General features: G+C 54.3%; 14 protein-coding genes. 7 read left to right on the top strand and 7 right to left on the bottom strand.

Annotated features, from left to right (window positions below):
- Window positions 1–7 precede the first annotated feature (7 nt).
- On the top strand, window positions 8–247 hold the full coding sequence (locus G0034_RS13440; protein ID WP_014884287.1) for a YobH family protein: 240 nt from the start codon (window positions 8–10) through the stop codon (window positions 245–247).
- 66 nt (window positions 248–313) lie between these two features.
- Here G0034_RS13440 and kdgR read toward each other — a convergent pair whose 3' ends face one another.
- Complete coding sequence (kdgR, locus tag G0034_RS13445; protein ID WP_179120956.1) at window positions 314–1,105, bottom strand: DNA-binding transcriptional regulator KdgR; 792 nt, start codon at window positions 1,103–1,105, stop codon at window positions 314–316.
- A 178-nt stretch (window positions 1,106–1,283) separates the two neighbouring features.
- On the opposite strand from kdgR, the gene G0034_RS13450 reads away from it, so the two are divergent.
- Entirely contained in the window at window positions 1,284–2,657 is a 1,374-nt protein-coding gene (locus G0034_RS13450) for an MFS transporter (RefSeq protein WP_014884289.1), read from the top strand.
- Window positions 2,658–2,707: 50 nt separating this feature from the next.
- Here G0034_RS13450 and htpX read toward each other — a convergent pair whose 3' ends face one another.
- The 4 genes from htpX to msrC all read right to left on the bottom strand — a co-directional run bounded on the left by htpX (window position 2,708) and on the right by msrC (window position 7,131).
- On the bottom strand, window positions 2,708–3,589 hold the full coding sequence (htpX, locus tag G0034_RS13455) for a protease HtpX (protein ID WP_014884290.1): 882 nt from the start codon (window positions 3,587–3,589) through the stop codon (window positions 2,708–2,710).
- Between the two features lie 193 nt (window positions 3,590–3,782).
- Window positions 3,783–5,831: a carboxy terminal-processing peptidase gene (gene prc / locus G0034_RS13460; protein WP_014884291.1), complete on the bottom strand. Its 2,049-nt coding sequence runs from the start codon at window positions 5,829–5,831 to the stop codon at window positions 3,783–3,785.
- 19 nt (window positions 5,832–5,850) lie between these two features.
- A complete protein-coding gene (gene proQ / locus G0034_RS13465; protein WP_014884292.1) occupies window positions 5,851–6,537 on the bottom strand; it encodes an RNA chaperone ProQ in 687 nt (228 codons plus the stop codon).
- A 96-nt stretch (window positions 6,538–6,633) separates the two neighbouring features.
- Window positions 6,634–7,131 (bottom strand): free L-methionine (R)-S-oxide reductase MsrC, encoded by a 498-nt coding sequence (gene msrC, locus G0034_RS13470; protein ID WP_014884293.1) that lies wholly within the window; start codon window positions 7,129–7,131, stop codon window positions 6,634–6,636.
- A 132-nt stretch (window positions 7,132–7,263) separates the two neighbouring features.
- Between msrC and yebS the strand changes: the two genes are divergently transcribed.
- The 4 genes from yebS (at window position 7,264) to G0034_RS13490 (ending at window position 13,015) form a co-directional block, all read left to right on the top strand.
- Window positions 7,264–8,547, top strand: coding sequence for a membrane integrity lipid transport subunit YebS (gene yebS / locus G0034_RS13475; protein ID WP_023337425.1), 1,284 nt, complete (start codon window positions 7,264–7,266; stop codon window positions 8,545–8,547).
- Window positions 8,516–11,149 (top strand): PqiB family protein, encoded by a 2,634-nt coding sequence (locus G0034_RS13480; RefSeq protein ID WP_179120957.1) that lies wholly within the window; start codon window positions 8,516–8,518, stop codon window positions 11,147–11,149. The genes yebS and G0034_RS13480 overlap by 32 nt, the downstream gene beginning before the upstream one ends.
- A gap of 77 nt (window positions 11,150–11,226) precedes the next feature.
- Window positions 11,227–12,669 carry a 16S rRNA (cytosine(1407)-C(5))-methyltransferase RsmF gene (gene rsmF / locus G0034_RS13485; RefSeq protein ID WP_045134186.1) on the top strand — a complete coding sequence of 481 codons (1,443 nt, stop codon included), beginning with the start codon at window positions 11,227–11,229 and terminating at the stop codon, window positions 12,667–12,669.
- Between the two features lie 106 nt (window positions 12,670–12,775).
- Complete coding sequence (locus G0034_RS13490) at window positions 12,776–13,015, top strand: YebV family protein (protein ID WP_008500472.1); 240 nt, start codon at window positions 12,776–12,778, stop codon at window positions 13,013–13,015.
- A gap of 34 nt (window positions 13,016–13,049) precedes the next feature.
- Here the strand turns inward: G0034_RS13490 and pphA are convergent, their stop codons facing one another.
- Window positions 13,050–13,694: a protein-serine/threonine phosphatase gene (gene pphA / locus G0034_RS13495; protein WP_179120958.1), complete on the bottom strand. Its 645-nt coding sequence runs from the start codon at window positions 13,692–13,694 to the stop codon at window positions 13,050–13,052.
- Between the two features lie 167 nt (window positions 13,695–13,861).
- Between pphA and G0034_RS13500 the strand changes: the two genes are divergently transcribed.
- The gene (locus G0034_RS13500; protein ID WP_014884298.1) at window positions 13,862–14,803 is read left to right on the top strand and encodes a VirK/YbjX family protein; all 942 of its coding nucleotides are present in this window, start codon (window positions 13,862–13,864) and stop codon (window positions 14,801–14,803) included.
- A gap of 405 nt (window positions 14,804–15,208) precedes the next feature.
- On the opposite strand, the gene G0034_RS13505 is transcribed toward G0034_RS13500, so the two are convergent.
- Window positions 15,209–15,547, bottom strand: a complete 339-nt coding sequence (locus G0034_RS13505) for a YebY family protein (protein ID WP_014884299.1) — start codon at window positions 15,545–15,547, stop codon at window positions 15,209–15,211.
- Between the last annotated feature and the right edge of the window lie 3 nt (window positions 15,548–15,550).

The following is a 15,550-nucleotide window of genomic DNA, read 5'->3' on the forward strand; positions in this document are numbered from 1 at the left end:
GGTAACAATGCGCGTAATCATTCGAACGATTATAGTACTGGCGATACTCTGGATTGGACTTTTGTTAACCGGCTACGGTGTGCTTGTGGGAAGCACCGAAAATGCAGCAGGCTTAGGTATTCAGTGTAAGTACGTAACAGCACAAGGCGTAAGCACGGCGCAGTATCTCCATTCTGACAGCGGCATCATTGGTTTAACCAACTGCCCGGTACTGAGGAAGATGTCCGTCGTGGTTGATAATGGCTAACTGGCCTGGTTAACCACTGACGAAAAACGCCGCAAAAGATGCGGCGTTTTTTTATGCTAAAACGCGTTAAAAGGGATAGTCGTGATAGCCCATCTGCTCGGAAATCTTACGCGCGGCAGTGTGCAGAACAGCCACATACTCGTGCAGACGCTCTTCTGAGAAGCGCAGGGTTGGGAAAGAGATACTTAAACCCGCGATCACCACGCCAAACCGGTCAAACACCGGAACGCCGATGCAGCGCAGCCCTTCTTCCTGCTCTTCGTTATCTTCGCCGTATCCTTGTTCACGCACCTTGTCGAGTACCGTTAATAGTTCATCAGTATTGGTAATGGTTCGTTCCGTACTGCGTTTATATTCCACACCATCAAGGATCTGCTTCACCTCTTCGCGATCGCGCCACGCCAGCAGAACCTTGCCAATTGCCGTGCTATAAAGCGGGTTGCGGCGGCCAATGCGCGAATACATACGCAGGTTGTACATGGAGTCGATTTTATGGATGTAAACAATGCTGTCTTCATCCAGTGCACCCAGGTGGATGGTCTCTTTGGTCAGACGGGAGATCTCACGCATCTGAATGTCCGCGCTGCGGATCAAATCAACGTTTTGCAGCGCCCGGGCACCCAGTTCGAACAGCTTTAGCGTCAGAGAGTATTTTTCAGACTCTCCTTCCTGCGCTACATAACCCAGTGACTTCATGGTTTGCAAAAAGCGGTAAACGGTGCTTTTCGACATCATCACACGCTGCGACAACTCTGTAATACCAATTTCACGCTCTTCTCCGAGCGCCTGTAAGATGCCAAACACCTTCAGCACGGAAGAAACAGAATCTGGCTGTTTATCCAAATCCGCAATTGCCATTTACCACCTCATAGAGAGTGTTTTATAAAAATCAGAACCGGTTTTTATTATAAATTCCTGTGATGTTACCTGCAATCAATGCGCGTTTGTTTCGTTACAAATCTGCGACATATAACGGCGTTAACAGTGCTAAAATCGTTACCCTGAGAATAATTTCACCCTGAGCTTTTTATCCCCGATGGAAAAGAACCTTTCCGATGGTCTGCCTTTGCCCCTGCGGTATGGCGCCATTGCTACGATTATTATTGGGATCTCAATGGCCGTCCTCGATGGCGCGATTGCGAACGTTGCCCTGCCCACTATCGCCAGCGACCTGCAGGCATCCCCGGCCAGCTCGATATGGATTGTTAACGCCTATCAGATTGCGATTGTGATTTCCCTGCTCTCCTTCTCTTTCCTCGGCGACATGTTCGGCCACCGTCGGGTCTATCAGTGCGGCCTGGTGGTGTTCACCTTTACCTCGCTGTTATGCGCCCTGTCTGACTCATTGCACACGCTGACGCTGGCGCGCATAGCGCAGGGCTTTGGCGGTGCGGCGCTGATGAGTGTAAATACGGCATTGATCCGCTTGATCTATCCGCAGCGCCACCTTGGACGCGGGATGGGGATAAACTCGTTTATTGTCGCGGTTTCCTCCGCCGCCGGACCAACAATTGCAGCAGCCATACTTTCTGTCGCCTCATGGCAATGGCTCTTTGCCATAAACGTGCCGCTGGGTATCGTGGCTATCTTCTTTGCCCTGCGTTTTCTTCCTGCTAACGGCCCCAAAAGTACCATGCCGCGTTTTGACGTCCCCAGCGCAGTGATGAATGCACTGACCTTTGGTCTGCTGATTACAGCCCTGAGCGGCTTTGCTCAGGGGCAATCCATGGCGCTTACCGGCATCGAGCTTATCGCCCTGCTGGTAACAGGATTCTTCTTTGTTCGCCGTCAGCTCGCCCTGCCCGTTCCTTTGCTGCCGGTAGATCTGCTGCGTATCCCCCTCTTTTCGCTCTCCATCTGTACGTCCATTTGCTCGTTCTGCGCTCAGATGCTGGCGCTGGTTTCTCTGCCCTTCTTTCTGCAAAGCGTGGTAGGACGTTCGGAGGTGGAGACCGGGCTGCTGCTAACGCCCTGGCCACTGGCGACGATGGTGATGGCGCCGCTGGCGGGTTACTTAATTGAACGTATCCATGCCGGTTTGTTGGGTGCGGTGGGACTGGCCGTCATGGCAACCGGCCTTTTCGCGCTGGCACTGTTACCGTCATCACCCAGCGATCTGGACATCGTCTGGCGCATGATCCTCTGTGGTGCGGGGTTCGGCCTGTTTCAGTCCCCCAATAATCACACCATCATCACCTCTGCGCCCCGTCACCGCAGTGGCGGCGCCAGCGGGATGTTGGGAACTGCGCGCCTTCTGGGGCAAAGCAGCGGCGCGGCGCTGGTTGCCCTGATGTTTAACCTTGCCGGGCAAAACGGTAACCACGTTGCGCTGCTCACCGCCGGCGCGCTTGCCACCCTCGCGGCCATCGTCAGCGGTCTGCGCGTTACCCAGCCCAGGGTTCAGGCATAAAAAAAGCCGGGCGGAGAATACGCCTGCCCGGCTTATTGTGACGCTTCGCGTTACTTCAGGTATTCCCCACTGCGCAGCGCTTCAATACGTTTATCCAGCGGCGGGTGAGACATAAACAGCTCACTGAGCGACTTTGATTTACCGTTGATGCAGAAGGCCATCATGCTGTTCGCTTCCTGCGGCTCGTAGCTGGTTTTCAGGCGCTGCAGGGCAGCAATCATCTTCTCGCGTCCCACCAGTTTCGCAGAGCCGGCATCCGCGTGGAATTCACGGTGGCGCGAGAACCACATGGTGATAATACTCGCCAGAATACCGAACACCAGTTCCAGCACCATCGACACGGCGAAGTAGATCAGCGGGTTACCGTTGCTCTCTTCACCTTCATCACGGTTGCCGCCCATAAAGCCCGCCGCAATCTGCGCCAGGATACGGGAGATAAAGATAACGAAGGTGTTCACCACGCCCTGAATCAGCGTCATGGTCACCATGTCGCCGTTGGCAATATGGCTGATTTCGTGAGCGATGACCGCTTCGGCTTCGTCACGGCTCATGTTTTGCAGCAACCCGGTGCTGACAGCAACCAGCGATGCATCACGACGGGCACCCGTGGCAAACGCGTTAATATCGGGCGCATGATAAATGGCCACCTGCGGCATGGCGATCCCGGCCTGACGGGATTGCTGAGCCACCGTATTCATCAGCCACTGTTCCATATCGTTACGCGGCTGCTCAATCACCTCACCGCCGACGGATTTCAGCGCCATCCACTTTGACATCAGCAGGGAAATGAACGAGCCACCAAAACCAAACAGCAGCGCCATAATCAACAGACCCTGAACGCTGCTCGACTGAATTCCTGTCAGGCTTAGCACGAGCCCGAAAACCACCATCACCGCCAGGTTGGTGAGCAGGAAGAGCGCGATTCGCATCATAATTTTCTTTTAACCTCAGTTTAACAAAGCGCACTATGCGATTACCCACATCGTATGGGTATTGCGGCTATTTTCAAGCATCCGGAGGGCGTAAGTCACCAGAAAGACACAACTTTACACAATTGGAAATCTGCCTGACGGAAGGATGCGGAACAAAAAGAAACAGGCACAATTTCTTGTGCCTGTTGGGGGATTATTTCGCCGGAGCGGGTTGCTCGGCAGGCTTATCTTTTTCCAGATTCGCCAGGTCGAGGGCAATATGCACCGTCTCGTCCAGGTAAGGATCCGGCTCCTGGTAATCTTTTGGCAGATCGTCCAGTTTCTTGAGCAGAGGCTTACCTTCACGCTTGAAGCGGTCGTTGATGCGGGCCAGACGCGTGGCATCGTCTTCGTTGTTCTCTTTCTCACGCTGGGCGTAGTTCAGAGAAACAATATTCCGTTTATCCTTCAGGGCATTGAAACGCGCAATGTCCTTCATGATGTACTGGAATTCCGGATCTTTCGCGATGCGGTCGTTATGCGCTTTCAGCAGTTCAGGGCCAAATTGCGTCATATCACCCGCTTTCACGTAGGTCGCAGCATTGATGCTGTCCCACGGTAACGCGTTATCTTCAAACTTCTCGCCAGTTTCGGTCTCTTCCGTTCCTGTCGGCATCATGATATCCGGCGTGACGCCTTTACGCTGCGTACTGCCGCCGTTGACGCGGTAGAACTTCTGAATGGTGTACTGCACTGAACCCAGCGCAGGCCATTCCGGACGCAGCATCTGATCGTAGATACGGTTCAGCGATCGATACTGCTGAACGGTGCCTTTACCAAAGGTTGGCTCACCCACGATCAGCGCACGGCCGTAGTCCTGCATTGCCGCGGCAAAGATCTCAGACGCAGACGCACTGAAGCGGTCGACCAGCACGACCAGCGGGCCTTTGTAGTAGACCACACCATCGTTGTCGGCATCTTCACGGACTTTACCGTTGTTATCACGCACCTGAACCACAGGGCCAGACGGGATGAAGAGGCCAGAGAGCGATACCGCTTCTGTCAGCGCACCACCGCCGTTGCTGCGCAGGTCAATGATGACGCTGCTGACGTTCTGTTTCTCAAGTTTCTGCAGCTGAACCTTCACATCGTCGGTCAGCCCTACGTAGAAGCCAGGGATATCCAGGACACCCACCTTCTCTTTACCCACGGTTTTCACCGACATTTTCACCGCGCGGTCTTCCAGACGGATACGCTCACGGGTCAGGGTAACGATACGGGTTTTAGTGCCTTTACCCGCTGGCAGAATTTCCAGACGAACTTTGCTGCCTTTCGGACCTTTAATCAGTGCAACCACGTCGTCAAGACGCCAGCCAATGACATCGACCATGCCTTTACCGGTTTGTCCGACCCCGACAATGCGGTCGCCTACGCTGATCGCTTTGCTTTTGGAGGCAGGGCCACCCGCCACCATGGAATTGATCACGGTGTAATCATCATCCATCTGCAGTACCGCACCGATACCTTCCAGAGACAGGCTCATTTCGGTATTGAACTGTTCGGTGTTGCGCGGGGAGAGATAGTTGGTGTGCGGATCGATTTCGTGCGCAAAGGCCGTCATTGCCAGAGAGAAGACATCCTCACTGTTGGTCTGCGCCAGACGACGAATGGCAAATTTGTAACGACGCGTCAGCGTGTCACGGATCTCTTTTTCATCTTTGCCGGTCAGCTTGAGACTCAGTTCGTCGTATTTAACCTTTCCGTCCCACAGCGCATTCAACTCGGCTTCATCTTTCGGCCACGGCGCTTTGCTGCGATCAAGATTGAAATTGTCGTTGCCGGTGAAGTCCATCGGACGTTCGAGCACTTTCAGGGCGTACTGATAGCGTTCAAAGCGGCGCTTTTGCGACAGGTTGTAGAGGTCGTAGAAAAGATCCAGCTTGCCTGACCGCAACTCATCACCCACCTCGGATTTGCGCTTAGCGAATTGCTCGACATCACTGGCGAGCAAAACGTTATGGCTGTAATCCAGCAAGTTCAGATAGCGGTCAAAGATTTTGGCCGAAAAGGCCTGATCGAGATCGAACTGACGATAGTGCGAGCGGGTGAAACGAGACGTCACGCGCTCGCTCACCGTCGCGTGCTGCGTCTCTTCCTTGAGTACCGGAATTTGATCAACACGCGTGATATCGTCCACTGCGAAAGCATGGCCTGTTATAGCAAACAGACCCGCCAGCGCGGTGAGCTTAAAAAAAGTGTTCATGCCAGGCTTGGCCTCCGTTTCAGAACAACAAGTGTTCTGCGCGTACAATCATTGACATACCAGAAGTCAGCTGTACACGAACGCCATCTTTGGTGATTTCCAGTACGGTGGCGTCCATAGCATTGTTGCCCGCTTTGACCTTCAGCGCCTGACCCACGCTCAGCGCGTTGATGTCAGAAACCGGGGTATGGCGCGGCTCTTCACGAGGCGCACGTGGGGCTTTGGCTGCTGGTTTGTCTGCACGCGGTTTGCGATCGTTATTATCGTGACGACGCGGCGCAGGGCGCGGTTTACGCTCACGACGAGGCGCTTCTTCCTGGCCGTTTGCCGCTGCGGCTTCGCGTTTTTTCGCTTGCTGTTCTGCACGTTGTGCCTGAACGCGTGCTTTGGCTTCTTCAAGCTGCTTGCGTGCGTGTTCAACGTGCTGCTCGTCCAGCTCACCACAAGGGTTGCCGTCGAGATCCACGCGAGTTGCGCCCGGTTTGATACCGTACAGGTAACGCCAGCTCGAAGTATAAAGACGTAAGGCAGAACGCAACTGAGTTTTGCTGAGGTTCATTTCCCCCTCAACGCGCGCTACCAGATCCTGAAAAATACCGACTTTCAGGGGACGAGCTTCACCTTCCGCGCTGAAGCACTGCGGGAAACGCTCGGCCAGAAATGCGATAACTTCTTTACTGCTATTCAACTTAGGTTGATTTTCCATGAAATTTCCTGATTACAACGGACGTTGCCAACAAGCGCAGGCATGAACAGGCGTCATTATAATGACGCTATCAGTAAATGCTACGTTATCCGTTGATTATCCTGCGACGCTCGCAAAGAATTTTTGATAATCGGTGCCGGCAAGGACGTTTTCCAGATTCGCCACCAGCTCGCGCAGCCCTTGCTCGTCCTCGGTTGTGAAGCGACTGAAGACGGTGCTGTCGATATCCAAAACGCCAATAATCTGATTTCTTACCACCAGCGGCAGTACGATCTCAGAATTACTGGCGGCATCACAGGCGATATGCCCGTCAAACGCATGAACATCTTCCACACGCTGTACCTGATTCTCGGCCACCGCAGTACCGCATACACCGCGCCCTACCGGAATACGCACGCAAGCCAGTTTGCCCTGGAACGGGCCAAGTACCAGCGTGTCACCTTCCAGGAGGTAAAAGCCAGCCCAGTTCACGTCAGAGAGACGTTCGAACAACAATGCGCTAGTATTTGCCAGAGTGGCTAAGAAGCTGGTCTCACCCGCCATCAATGCCTTAAAATCGCGGTTCAGATCCGCGTAGAATTCTGTTTTGTTCATTATTCAATCACTTAGTTGTCTTACAAAATTACCGCATAGCCTATTAAAATAAGCATTAAATGCGCTCATGCTCAAGATGAATCCGTTCATGAGTTAATATAACGTTCAACAATACTTATTTGTGCGCAGCTGATGGCCTTAAAAACAACCAAAATTACGCCGACAAAAAAGATAACGGTCCATACGGTAAGAGACGCTTTGCCTCGTGCACATTATCAGCGTTGCCCCCAGTGCGATACGCTTTTTATGTTGCCGAAGATGAAATCGCACCAAAGTGCCTTTTGCCCCCGATGTGACGCGAAAATTCGTGACGGCCGAGACTGGTCGTTAACCCGTCTGGCCGCCATGGCCGTCACCATGCTGCTGCTGATGCCCTTCGCCTGGACCGAGCCCCTGCTGAAGCTCTACCTGCTTGGCGTACGCATTGATGCCAACGTGCTGCAGGGGATCTGGCAGATGACCCGCCAGGGCGATCCGATTACCGCTGCCATGGTGCTGTTTTGCACCGTTGGCGCGCCACTGGTGCTGGTTGCAGCCATTGCCTATCTGTGGTTTGGCAACATCCTGGGGATGAATCTTCGCCCGGTGCTGCTGATGCTGGATAAACTCAAAGAGTGGGTGATGCTGGATATCTATCTGGTCGGTGTGGGCGTGGCATCAATTAAAGTGCAGGATTATGCTTTTCTGCAGCCGGGCGTCGGGCTTTTTGCCTTTATCTGCCTGGTGCTGCTCAGCATCCTGACGCTGATCCACCTGAACGTTGAGCAACTCTGGGAGCGTTTTTACCCTCAGCGCCCTGCCACCCGTCCGGATGAGAATCTCCGCGTCTGTCTGGGATGCCATTACACCGGGTTGCCCGATCCCCGTGGGCGCTGTCCGCGCTGCCACATACCCTTGCTGCATCGACGCAATAACAGTCTGCAAAAATGCTGGGCGGCGCTGATTGCCTCCCTGGTGTTCTTGATCCCCGCCAATATGCTGCCGATTTCCATCATTTACGTGAATGGTGCCCGTCAGGAGGATACAATCCTCTCCGGCATTATCTCCCTGGCACACAGCAACGTTGGGGTGGCGGCCATCGTCTTTATCGCCAGTATCCTGGTTCCTTTTACCAAAGTCGTGGTGATGTTCACCCTGCTCATCAGCATTCACTTTAAGTGTGAACAAGGATTACGAACCCGAATACTGCTTCTGCGATTTGTCACCTGGATTGGCCGCTGGTCCATGTTGGATCTGTTTGTGATTTCGCTGATGATGTCGCTAATAAATCGCGACCAGTTACTTGCTTTTACTATGGGACCCGCAGCTTTTTATTTCGGCTCTGCGGTGATATTGACTATTCTTGCTGTGGAATGGCTGGATAGCCGCTTACTTTGGGATGCACATGAGTCAGGAAACCCCCGCTTCGCCGACTGAAGCGAGAATTAAAACTAAACGCCGCATTTCGCCATTCTGGTTGCTGCCTGTCATCGCCCTGATGATTGCAGGCTGGCTTATCTGGACGAGCTATGAAGATCGCGGAAGTACCGTCACCATTGATTTCCAGACCGCCGACGGCATCGTCGCCGGACGAACCCCCGTTCGTTTTCAGGGGGTTGAAGTCGGTACGGTTCAGGACATCTCACTCGGAAAAGGGCTGAACAAAATTCAGGTGCGGGTCAGCATTAAATCGGACATGCAGGACGCGCTGCGCAGCGAAACGCAGTTCTGGCTGGTCACGCCGAAGGCGTCTCTGGCGGGTGTCTCGGGGCTGGATGCGCTGGTTGGCGGTAACTACATCGGTATGATGCCAGGCAAGGGCGAACCGCAGGATCACTTTGTCGCGCTGGATACGCAGCCAAAATATCGTCTCAATAACGGCGATCTGATGATCCATCTGCAGGCGCCGGATCTCGGCTCACTGAACAGTGGCTCGCTGGTCTATTTCCGAAAAATTCCGGTGGGTCGCGTTTACGATTACGCCATCAATCCGAACAAACAGGGCGTGACCATCGATGTGCTGATCGAACGCCGATTCACCAACCTGGTGAAAAAAGGCAGCCGCTTCTGGAACGTGTCTGGCGTAGATGCCGACCTCAGCCTGAGCGGTGCTAAAGTGAAGCTGGAGAGCCTGGCCGCGCTGGTAAACGGGGCGATTGCCTTTGACTCCCCGGAGAACTCCAGCCCTGCTGCTGCCGATGATACGTTCGGGTTGTATGCTGATCTGGCGCACAGCCAGCGAGGGGTGATCGTCAAACTTGTTCTGCCCGATGCGAAAGGTCTGAAAACCGGATCAACACCGCTGATGTATCAGGGTCTGCAGGTAGGTCAGCTCACCAAAATGACGCTCAACCCTGGCGGCTCGGTGACGGGCGAAATGACCGTCGACCCCAGCGTGGTCGATCTCCTGCGCGAGAAAACGCGTATCGAGATGCGCAGTCCGAAGCTCTCTCTGAACGATGCCAGTCTCAGCACTTTGCTGACCGGCAACACGTTTGAACTGATCCCCGGTGAAGGAAAGCCAAGCAACAACTTCGTGATCGCCCCGGCGGATAAAGCCCTGCTGCAAAAACCGGGCGTTGTGACGGTTACGCTAAATGCACCCGAAAGTTATGGTATTGAAGCCGGTCAGCCGCTAATCCTCCACGGTGTCCAGGTGGGTCAGGTTCTGGAGCGAACGCTTTCCGAAAACGGCGTGAGCTTCTCGGTAGCGATCGATCCGCAATACAGCAACCTCGTCCATGGCGACAGTAAATTCGTGGTAAACAGCCGCGTCGATGTAAAGGTAGGCCTGGACGGCGTAGAGTTCCTTGGTGCCAGTGCCAGCGAATGGGTTAACGGCGGCATTCGCATTTTGCCGGGCGATAAAGGCCCCATCCGCGAAAATTACCCGCTGTATGCCAACCTGGACAAAGCGATTGAAAACAGCCTGAGCGATCTGCCGACGACCACGCTGACCTTGAGCGCCGAGACGCTACCGGACGTCCAGGCAGGTTCTGTGGTGCTGTATCGCAAGTTTGAAGTCGGGGAAGTGATCGCCGTTCGCCCGCGTGCGGACGCGTTTGATATCGAACTGCATATCAAGCCGGAGTATCGCAAGCTGCTGACGCCAAACAGCGTCTTCTGGGCCGAAGGCGGCGCGAAAGTTCAGCTTAACGGTAACGGGCTGACCGTGCAGGCATCCCCGCTCTCACGCGCGCTGCGCGGCGCCATTAGCTTCGATAACCTCAGCGGTGCAGGCGCAAACCTGCGTAAGGGCGATAAGCGTATTCTCTTCCCGTCCGAAACCGCCGCGCGTGCCGTGGGTGGGCAGATTACCCTGCACGCGTTTGATGCCGGTAAGCTGGCGGAAGGCATGCCGATTCGCTACCTGGGCATTGATATCGGCCAGATCCAGAAGCTGACGCTGATCACCTCCCGCAACGAGGTACAGGCCACCGCGGTGCTCTACCCGGAATATGTGCAGACCTTCGCCCGCACCGGTTCCCGCTTCTCGGTGGTGACGCCGCAGATTTCGGCCGCAGGCGTTGAACATCTCGACACTATTCTGCAGCCCTATATCAACGTCGAACCCGGCCAGGGCAATGCACGGCGTGATTTCGAACTGCAGGAAGCCACCATCACCGATTCGCGCTACCTCGGTGGCCTGAGCATTGTGGTGGAAGTCCCGGAAGCAGGCTCACTTGGCATCGGCACGCCGGTTCTGTTCCGCGGTATTGAGGTAGGTACTGTAACGGGTCTGACGCTTGGTACGCTCTCCGATCGTGTGATGGTGGCGTTACGTATCAGCGACCGTTACCAGCACCTGGTACGAAATAACTCGGTATTCTGGCTGGCATCTGGCTACTCGCTGGACTTCGGCCTGACGGGGGGCGTGGTGAAAACCGGTACCTTCAACCAGTTCATCCGTGGTGGTATTGCGTTTGCCACCCCGCCGGGCACGCCACTGGCGCCAAAAGCGCAGTCAGGGAAACACTTCCTGCTGCTCGAAAGCGAACCGAAAGAGTGGCGTGAATGGGGAACGGCCCTGCCGCGTTAATCTGAAAGGCTCCGGTGTCAACGCGCCGGAGCCTTTATGTTACACTGCACACCTGAACTTTTCCCTGTGGTGTGCACGTGGCTCAAAACTCCGTATTTCTTCCTGAACAATTCCTTGCGCAAATGCGCGAGGCGCTTCCCTCTCACCTGTCGTTAGATGATTTTATCGCCGCCTGCCAGCGTCCGTTACGCCGGAGCATTCGCGTCAACACGCTGAAAATCAGCGTCGATGATTTTCTGACGCTGGTTTCCCCCTACAACTGGCAGCTTACGCCGGTGCCCTGGTGTGCAGAGGGGTTTTGGATCGAGCGCGATGACGAAGATGCCGTGCCGCTGGGAAGTACCGCAGAACATCTGAGCGGTCTGTTTTATATTCAGGAAGCCAGTTCGATGCTGCCGGTTGCCGCCCTGTTCGCAGAAGGCAACGCACCTGAACGCGTGATGGACGTTGCCGCCGCGCCCGGCTCGAAAACAACACAAATTGCCGCCCGGATGGGTAATCACGGGGCGATTCTTGCCAACGAATTTTCCGCCAGCCGCGTGAAAGTCTTGCATGCCAACATCAGCCGCTGCGGTATCCAGAATGTCGCCCTGACGCATTTTGACGGACGCGTGTTTGGCGCCGCCTTGCCGGAAGCGTTCGATGCCATTCTGCTCGACGCCCCCTGCTCCGGTGAGGGGGTGGTGCGTAAAGATCCCGATGCGTTAAAGAACTGGTCTGTGGAAAGCAATCTTGAGATCGCTGCCACGCAGCGCGAACTGATCGACAGCGCCTTTCACGCCCTGCGACCCGGCGGCACGCTGGTGTACTCCACCTGTACCCTCAACCGCGATGAAAACGAAGACGTCTGTCTGTGGTTGAAAGCGCAATACCCGGATGCCGTTGAGTTCCTGCCACTTAACGATCTGTTTGCCACGGCAGATGAGGCCGCCACGCCGGAAGGTTTCCTGCACGTGTTCCCACAGATTTACGACTGCGAAGGGTTCTTTGTGGCTCGTCTGCGCAAAACTCAGGCGGTGGCTCCCCTGCCAGCCCCGAAATTTAAGGTCGGCAATTTCCCGTTCGCCCCGCTGAAAGGCCGCGATGCTGTGCAACTTAAAGCCGCCGCCAATAAGGTTGGGCTGATCTGGGATGAGAATCTGCACCTCTGGATGCGTGATAAAGAGATATGGCTGTTCCCGGCACCCATTGAGCCGCTTATTGGTAAAGTCCGTTTTTCACGTATCGGGATCCGCCTGGCGGAAGTGCATAATAAAGGGTACCGCTGGCAGCACGAAGCGGTCATCGCCCTGGCGGACAGCGATAACACGTTTGAACTGACGCATCAGGAAGCCGAAGAGTGGTATCGTGGTCGCGACGTTTACCCGGAAACTACCCCGTCTCAGGATGAGGTTATTGTGACGTATCAGGGCTTCCCGTTGGGTCTGGCGAAAAAGGTCGGCTCGCGGCTGAAAAATAGTTATCCGCGGGAGTTGGTCCGCGATGGCCGGTTGTTTACGGGTAACAGTCCCACCGACTAAAAAAAAGCGCATTTTTTTACTGGCGATTTTGCTCTCCTTGTCTACGATCAAAAATGGATGCCCATACTGGTCATACCAGATTCTGAAAACCGACCCGGAGAGCACTATGACGAAAACCAGCGTGCGTATTGGCGCTTTTGAGATCGACGACGCAGAGCTGCGCGGCGAAGCACAAGGCGATCGAACGTTAAGTATTCCCTGCAAATCCGACCCGGATTTGTGCATGCAACTCGACGCATGGGATGCGGATACCAGCGTCCCGGCGATACTTGATGGCGAACACTCTGTTCTTTACCGTGAGCATTACGATAGCAAAACCGATGCCTGGGTCATGCGCCTTGCCTGACCTAAAGAGAACCCGCCCGAAGGCGGGTTATTTATTACTGTAGCTGTGCCAGCGTGAAGTAACCGTCGAACACCGCTCCGGTATCAATATAGTGCAGGTTATCAAAATCATACCGCCTGTCGACGGGCGTATGCCCGAACCAGAAATGATCCGCACCGCTAATCCCCTGCCCTTTGCCCACCATAAAGCCCATCAACCTGTCGCGGTCCCACAGCACGCGCTGGGCGCTCACCGGTTTTTGCCAGCAGTATTCCGCGGCCGGGTAATCTGCGTGCGCAATAACATTGAGGCCGTTTGCGCAGGTTATCTCGATAATATGCGGCAATTCGCGGCAGGCGTTTAGTAACGTTCGCGCCAGCGCCTGCTGCTCGCGATCAAGGCGCGTAAACCACACTCCACCATTCATCGCCCACAGCGCAGAATCGTTATTGTCCAGACTATCCATTGCCATTTGCTCATGGTTACCCCGCACGGCTCTGAACCATTTCTCATTGATGAGCTGCAGTGTTTTTACGCTGTCAGGACCGCGATCGATCAAATCGCCAACGGAAATAAGCAAATCCTCATACGGATTAAAATGGCGGCGTTTCAGTTCGTCCATAAGCCAGTGATAACAGCCATGTATATCGCTGACAACCCAGACGTGACGCCACATCCCACCCTCTATTCGCTGATACATAAGGCCTCCTTTAAACAGTATAGCCGCCGTATAAAAAGCAAAAGACGGGAGCGGTTCTTACAAAGTCAAACAAACGGTAAACCAACCAGAAATAAAGATCCTCACACTATTAATCCCTTATTCCTGGCTCCTTAGAATAGAGGCAGAAAAAAACGAGGGATCTTCACGTGTCTAATACACACCTGCATAACGATGTGTTCTACCCACATCGCACAAATATTATTTCCGAGCTGGTGAACGGCGAACGTGTCCCGGGACCCATCTGGCGAAAACGCGATTATCGGCTGAAGTTCCTTTTACGTTCGCTTCTGTTCTGGTCTTCCACCCGTCGCATGCTGGAAGCCCTTTCAGGGCGTGACGATTTCGACAAACTGCTCGCCGCTCAAATTACATTGCCCAGCAAGACCCATCGGCAGTATCTGATGCGTGGCCTGACCGCGAACGATCGCGCCGACGCTATCGTTAACCATTATTACTGGATCGATAGCCTGAAAGAGCGCGCCCTCGCCCAGGCGCTGACCAGCCCGCAGGAACAAACCGTTGTTCAGTTCCATGCAAAAGAGGGCGTGATCTATACGGTTAATGCATCCTCTGCCGGGAAAGCCGAGCGCGAAGGTGAGAGCACGCTGTGGCTGCGCGATAACGAGGATACGCTGCTTGCCAGCCTGACCTTTAGCGTAGCCCGCAGCAACGGACAACGCGTAATAGTGATTGGCGGGCTTCAGGGCCCCCGCCGCTGCGTGTCGCGGGACGTCATTAAACAATCCACCCGCGCCTGTCACGGCCTGTTTCCTAAACGCGTGCTGATGGAAGTTCTTTTCCAGCTGGCCTTACAGTCATCTGTTAAGGCGATTTTTGCCGTCAGCGACGAGGGACACGTTTTCCGCGCATTGCGCTATCGCCTCAGCAAAGGCCGCCATTTCCACGCCAGCTATGACGAATTCTGGGATTCTCTGGGCGGTAAAAAGGTCTCCGGCTTCTGCTGGCAACTCCCGCTGCAGATGGAACGCAAATCTCTCGACGAGATCGCGAGCAAGAAGCGTGCGGAATACCGCCGTCGTTTTGAATTGCTTGATGAAATTGAGGCGTCGGTAAAATCCCGCTTTTAAGCACGGCGCTGACTTTCCTTAATTGCTCACAAAAATTTAACAAAACAGGCAAAAAGGGCTGGACTTCCGCCTGCGGTGTTGTGATATGTTTTACGAAGTCGCACAGGATGCATCCGCTGCATAAAGATGATAAAAGGCGTAACGTATTGTCTTTCATACAGATAAAAAGAGACCGAATACGATTCCTGTATTCGGTCCAGGGAAATGGCTCTTGGGAGAGAGCCGTGCGCTAAAAGTTGGCATTAATGCAGGCTAAGTCGCCTTGCCTTTTAAGAATAGATGACGACGCCAGGTTTTCCAGTCCACAGTTAAAGCGGCCAGAAAAAAAGCGTTAAATCATCATCAAAAACAAAAAACCGCAGTGCTTTCGCGAGCATCTGCGGTTTTTTATTGGAAACCTGAACGCTAGCAGAGCTTGTCAGCGCGTTCGATAAATGGTGTCAGGCTCATCTTCTGCCCTGGGTGAGCCGGGTCATCAATCTGGATCACGCTGATGGGCTGGCCGCTGCTCTTGCCGCTGGCCACCTGCTGCTCTGCAACCTCATTCAACGGGTATTGCACCAGCGTACTCGGGTTGATCGCGTATAACGCATGGCCCGGACGACAGGTCAGCATCACCTCTTCGCGATTAAACGCCCACTTGTCTTTACCCACTTCAAAACGGCTGACGGTGATCACCTGCGGCGCGGCCAGAGCGCTCCCCGTGCAGGCCAGCAATAAGAGCGAAAGTACTGTTTTTTTCATATA

It is taken from the genome of Enterobacter sp. T2 (assembly GCF_010692925.1).
Taxonomy (GTDB): Bacteria; Pseudomonadota; Gammaproteobacteria; order Enterobacterales; family Enterobacteriaceae; genus Enterobacter; species Enterobacter kobei.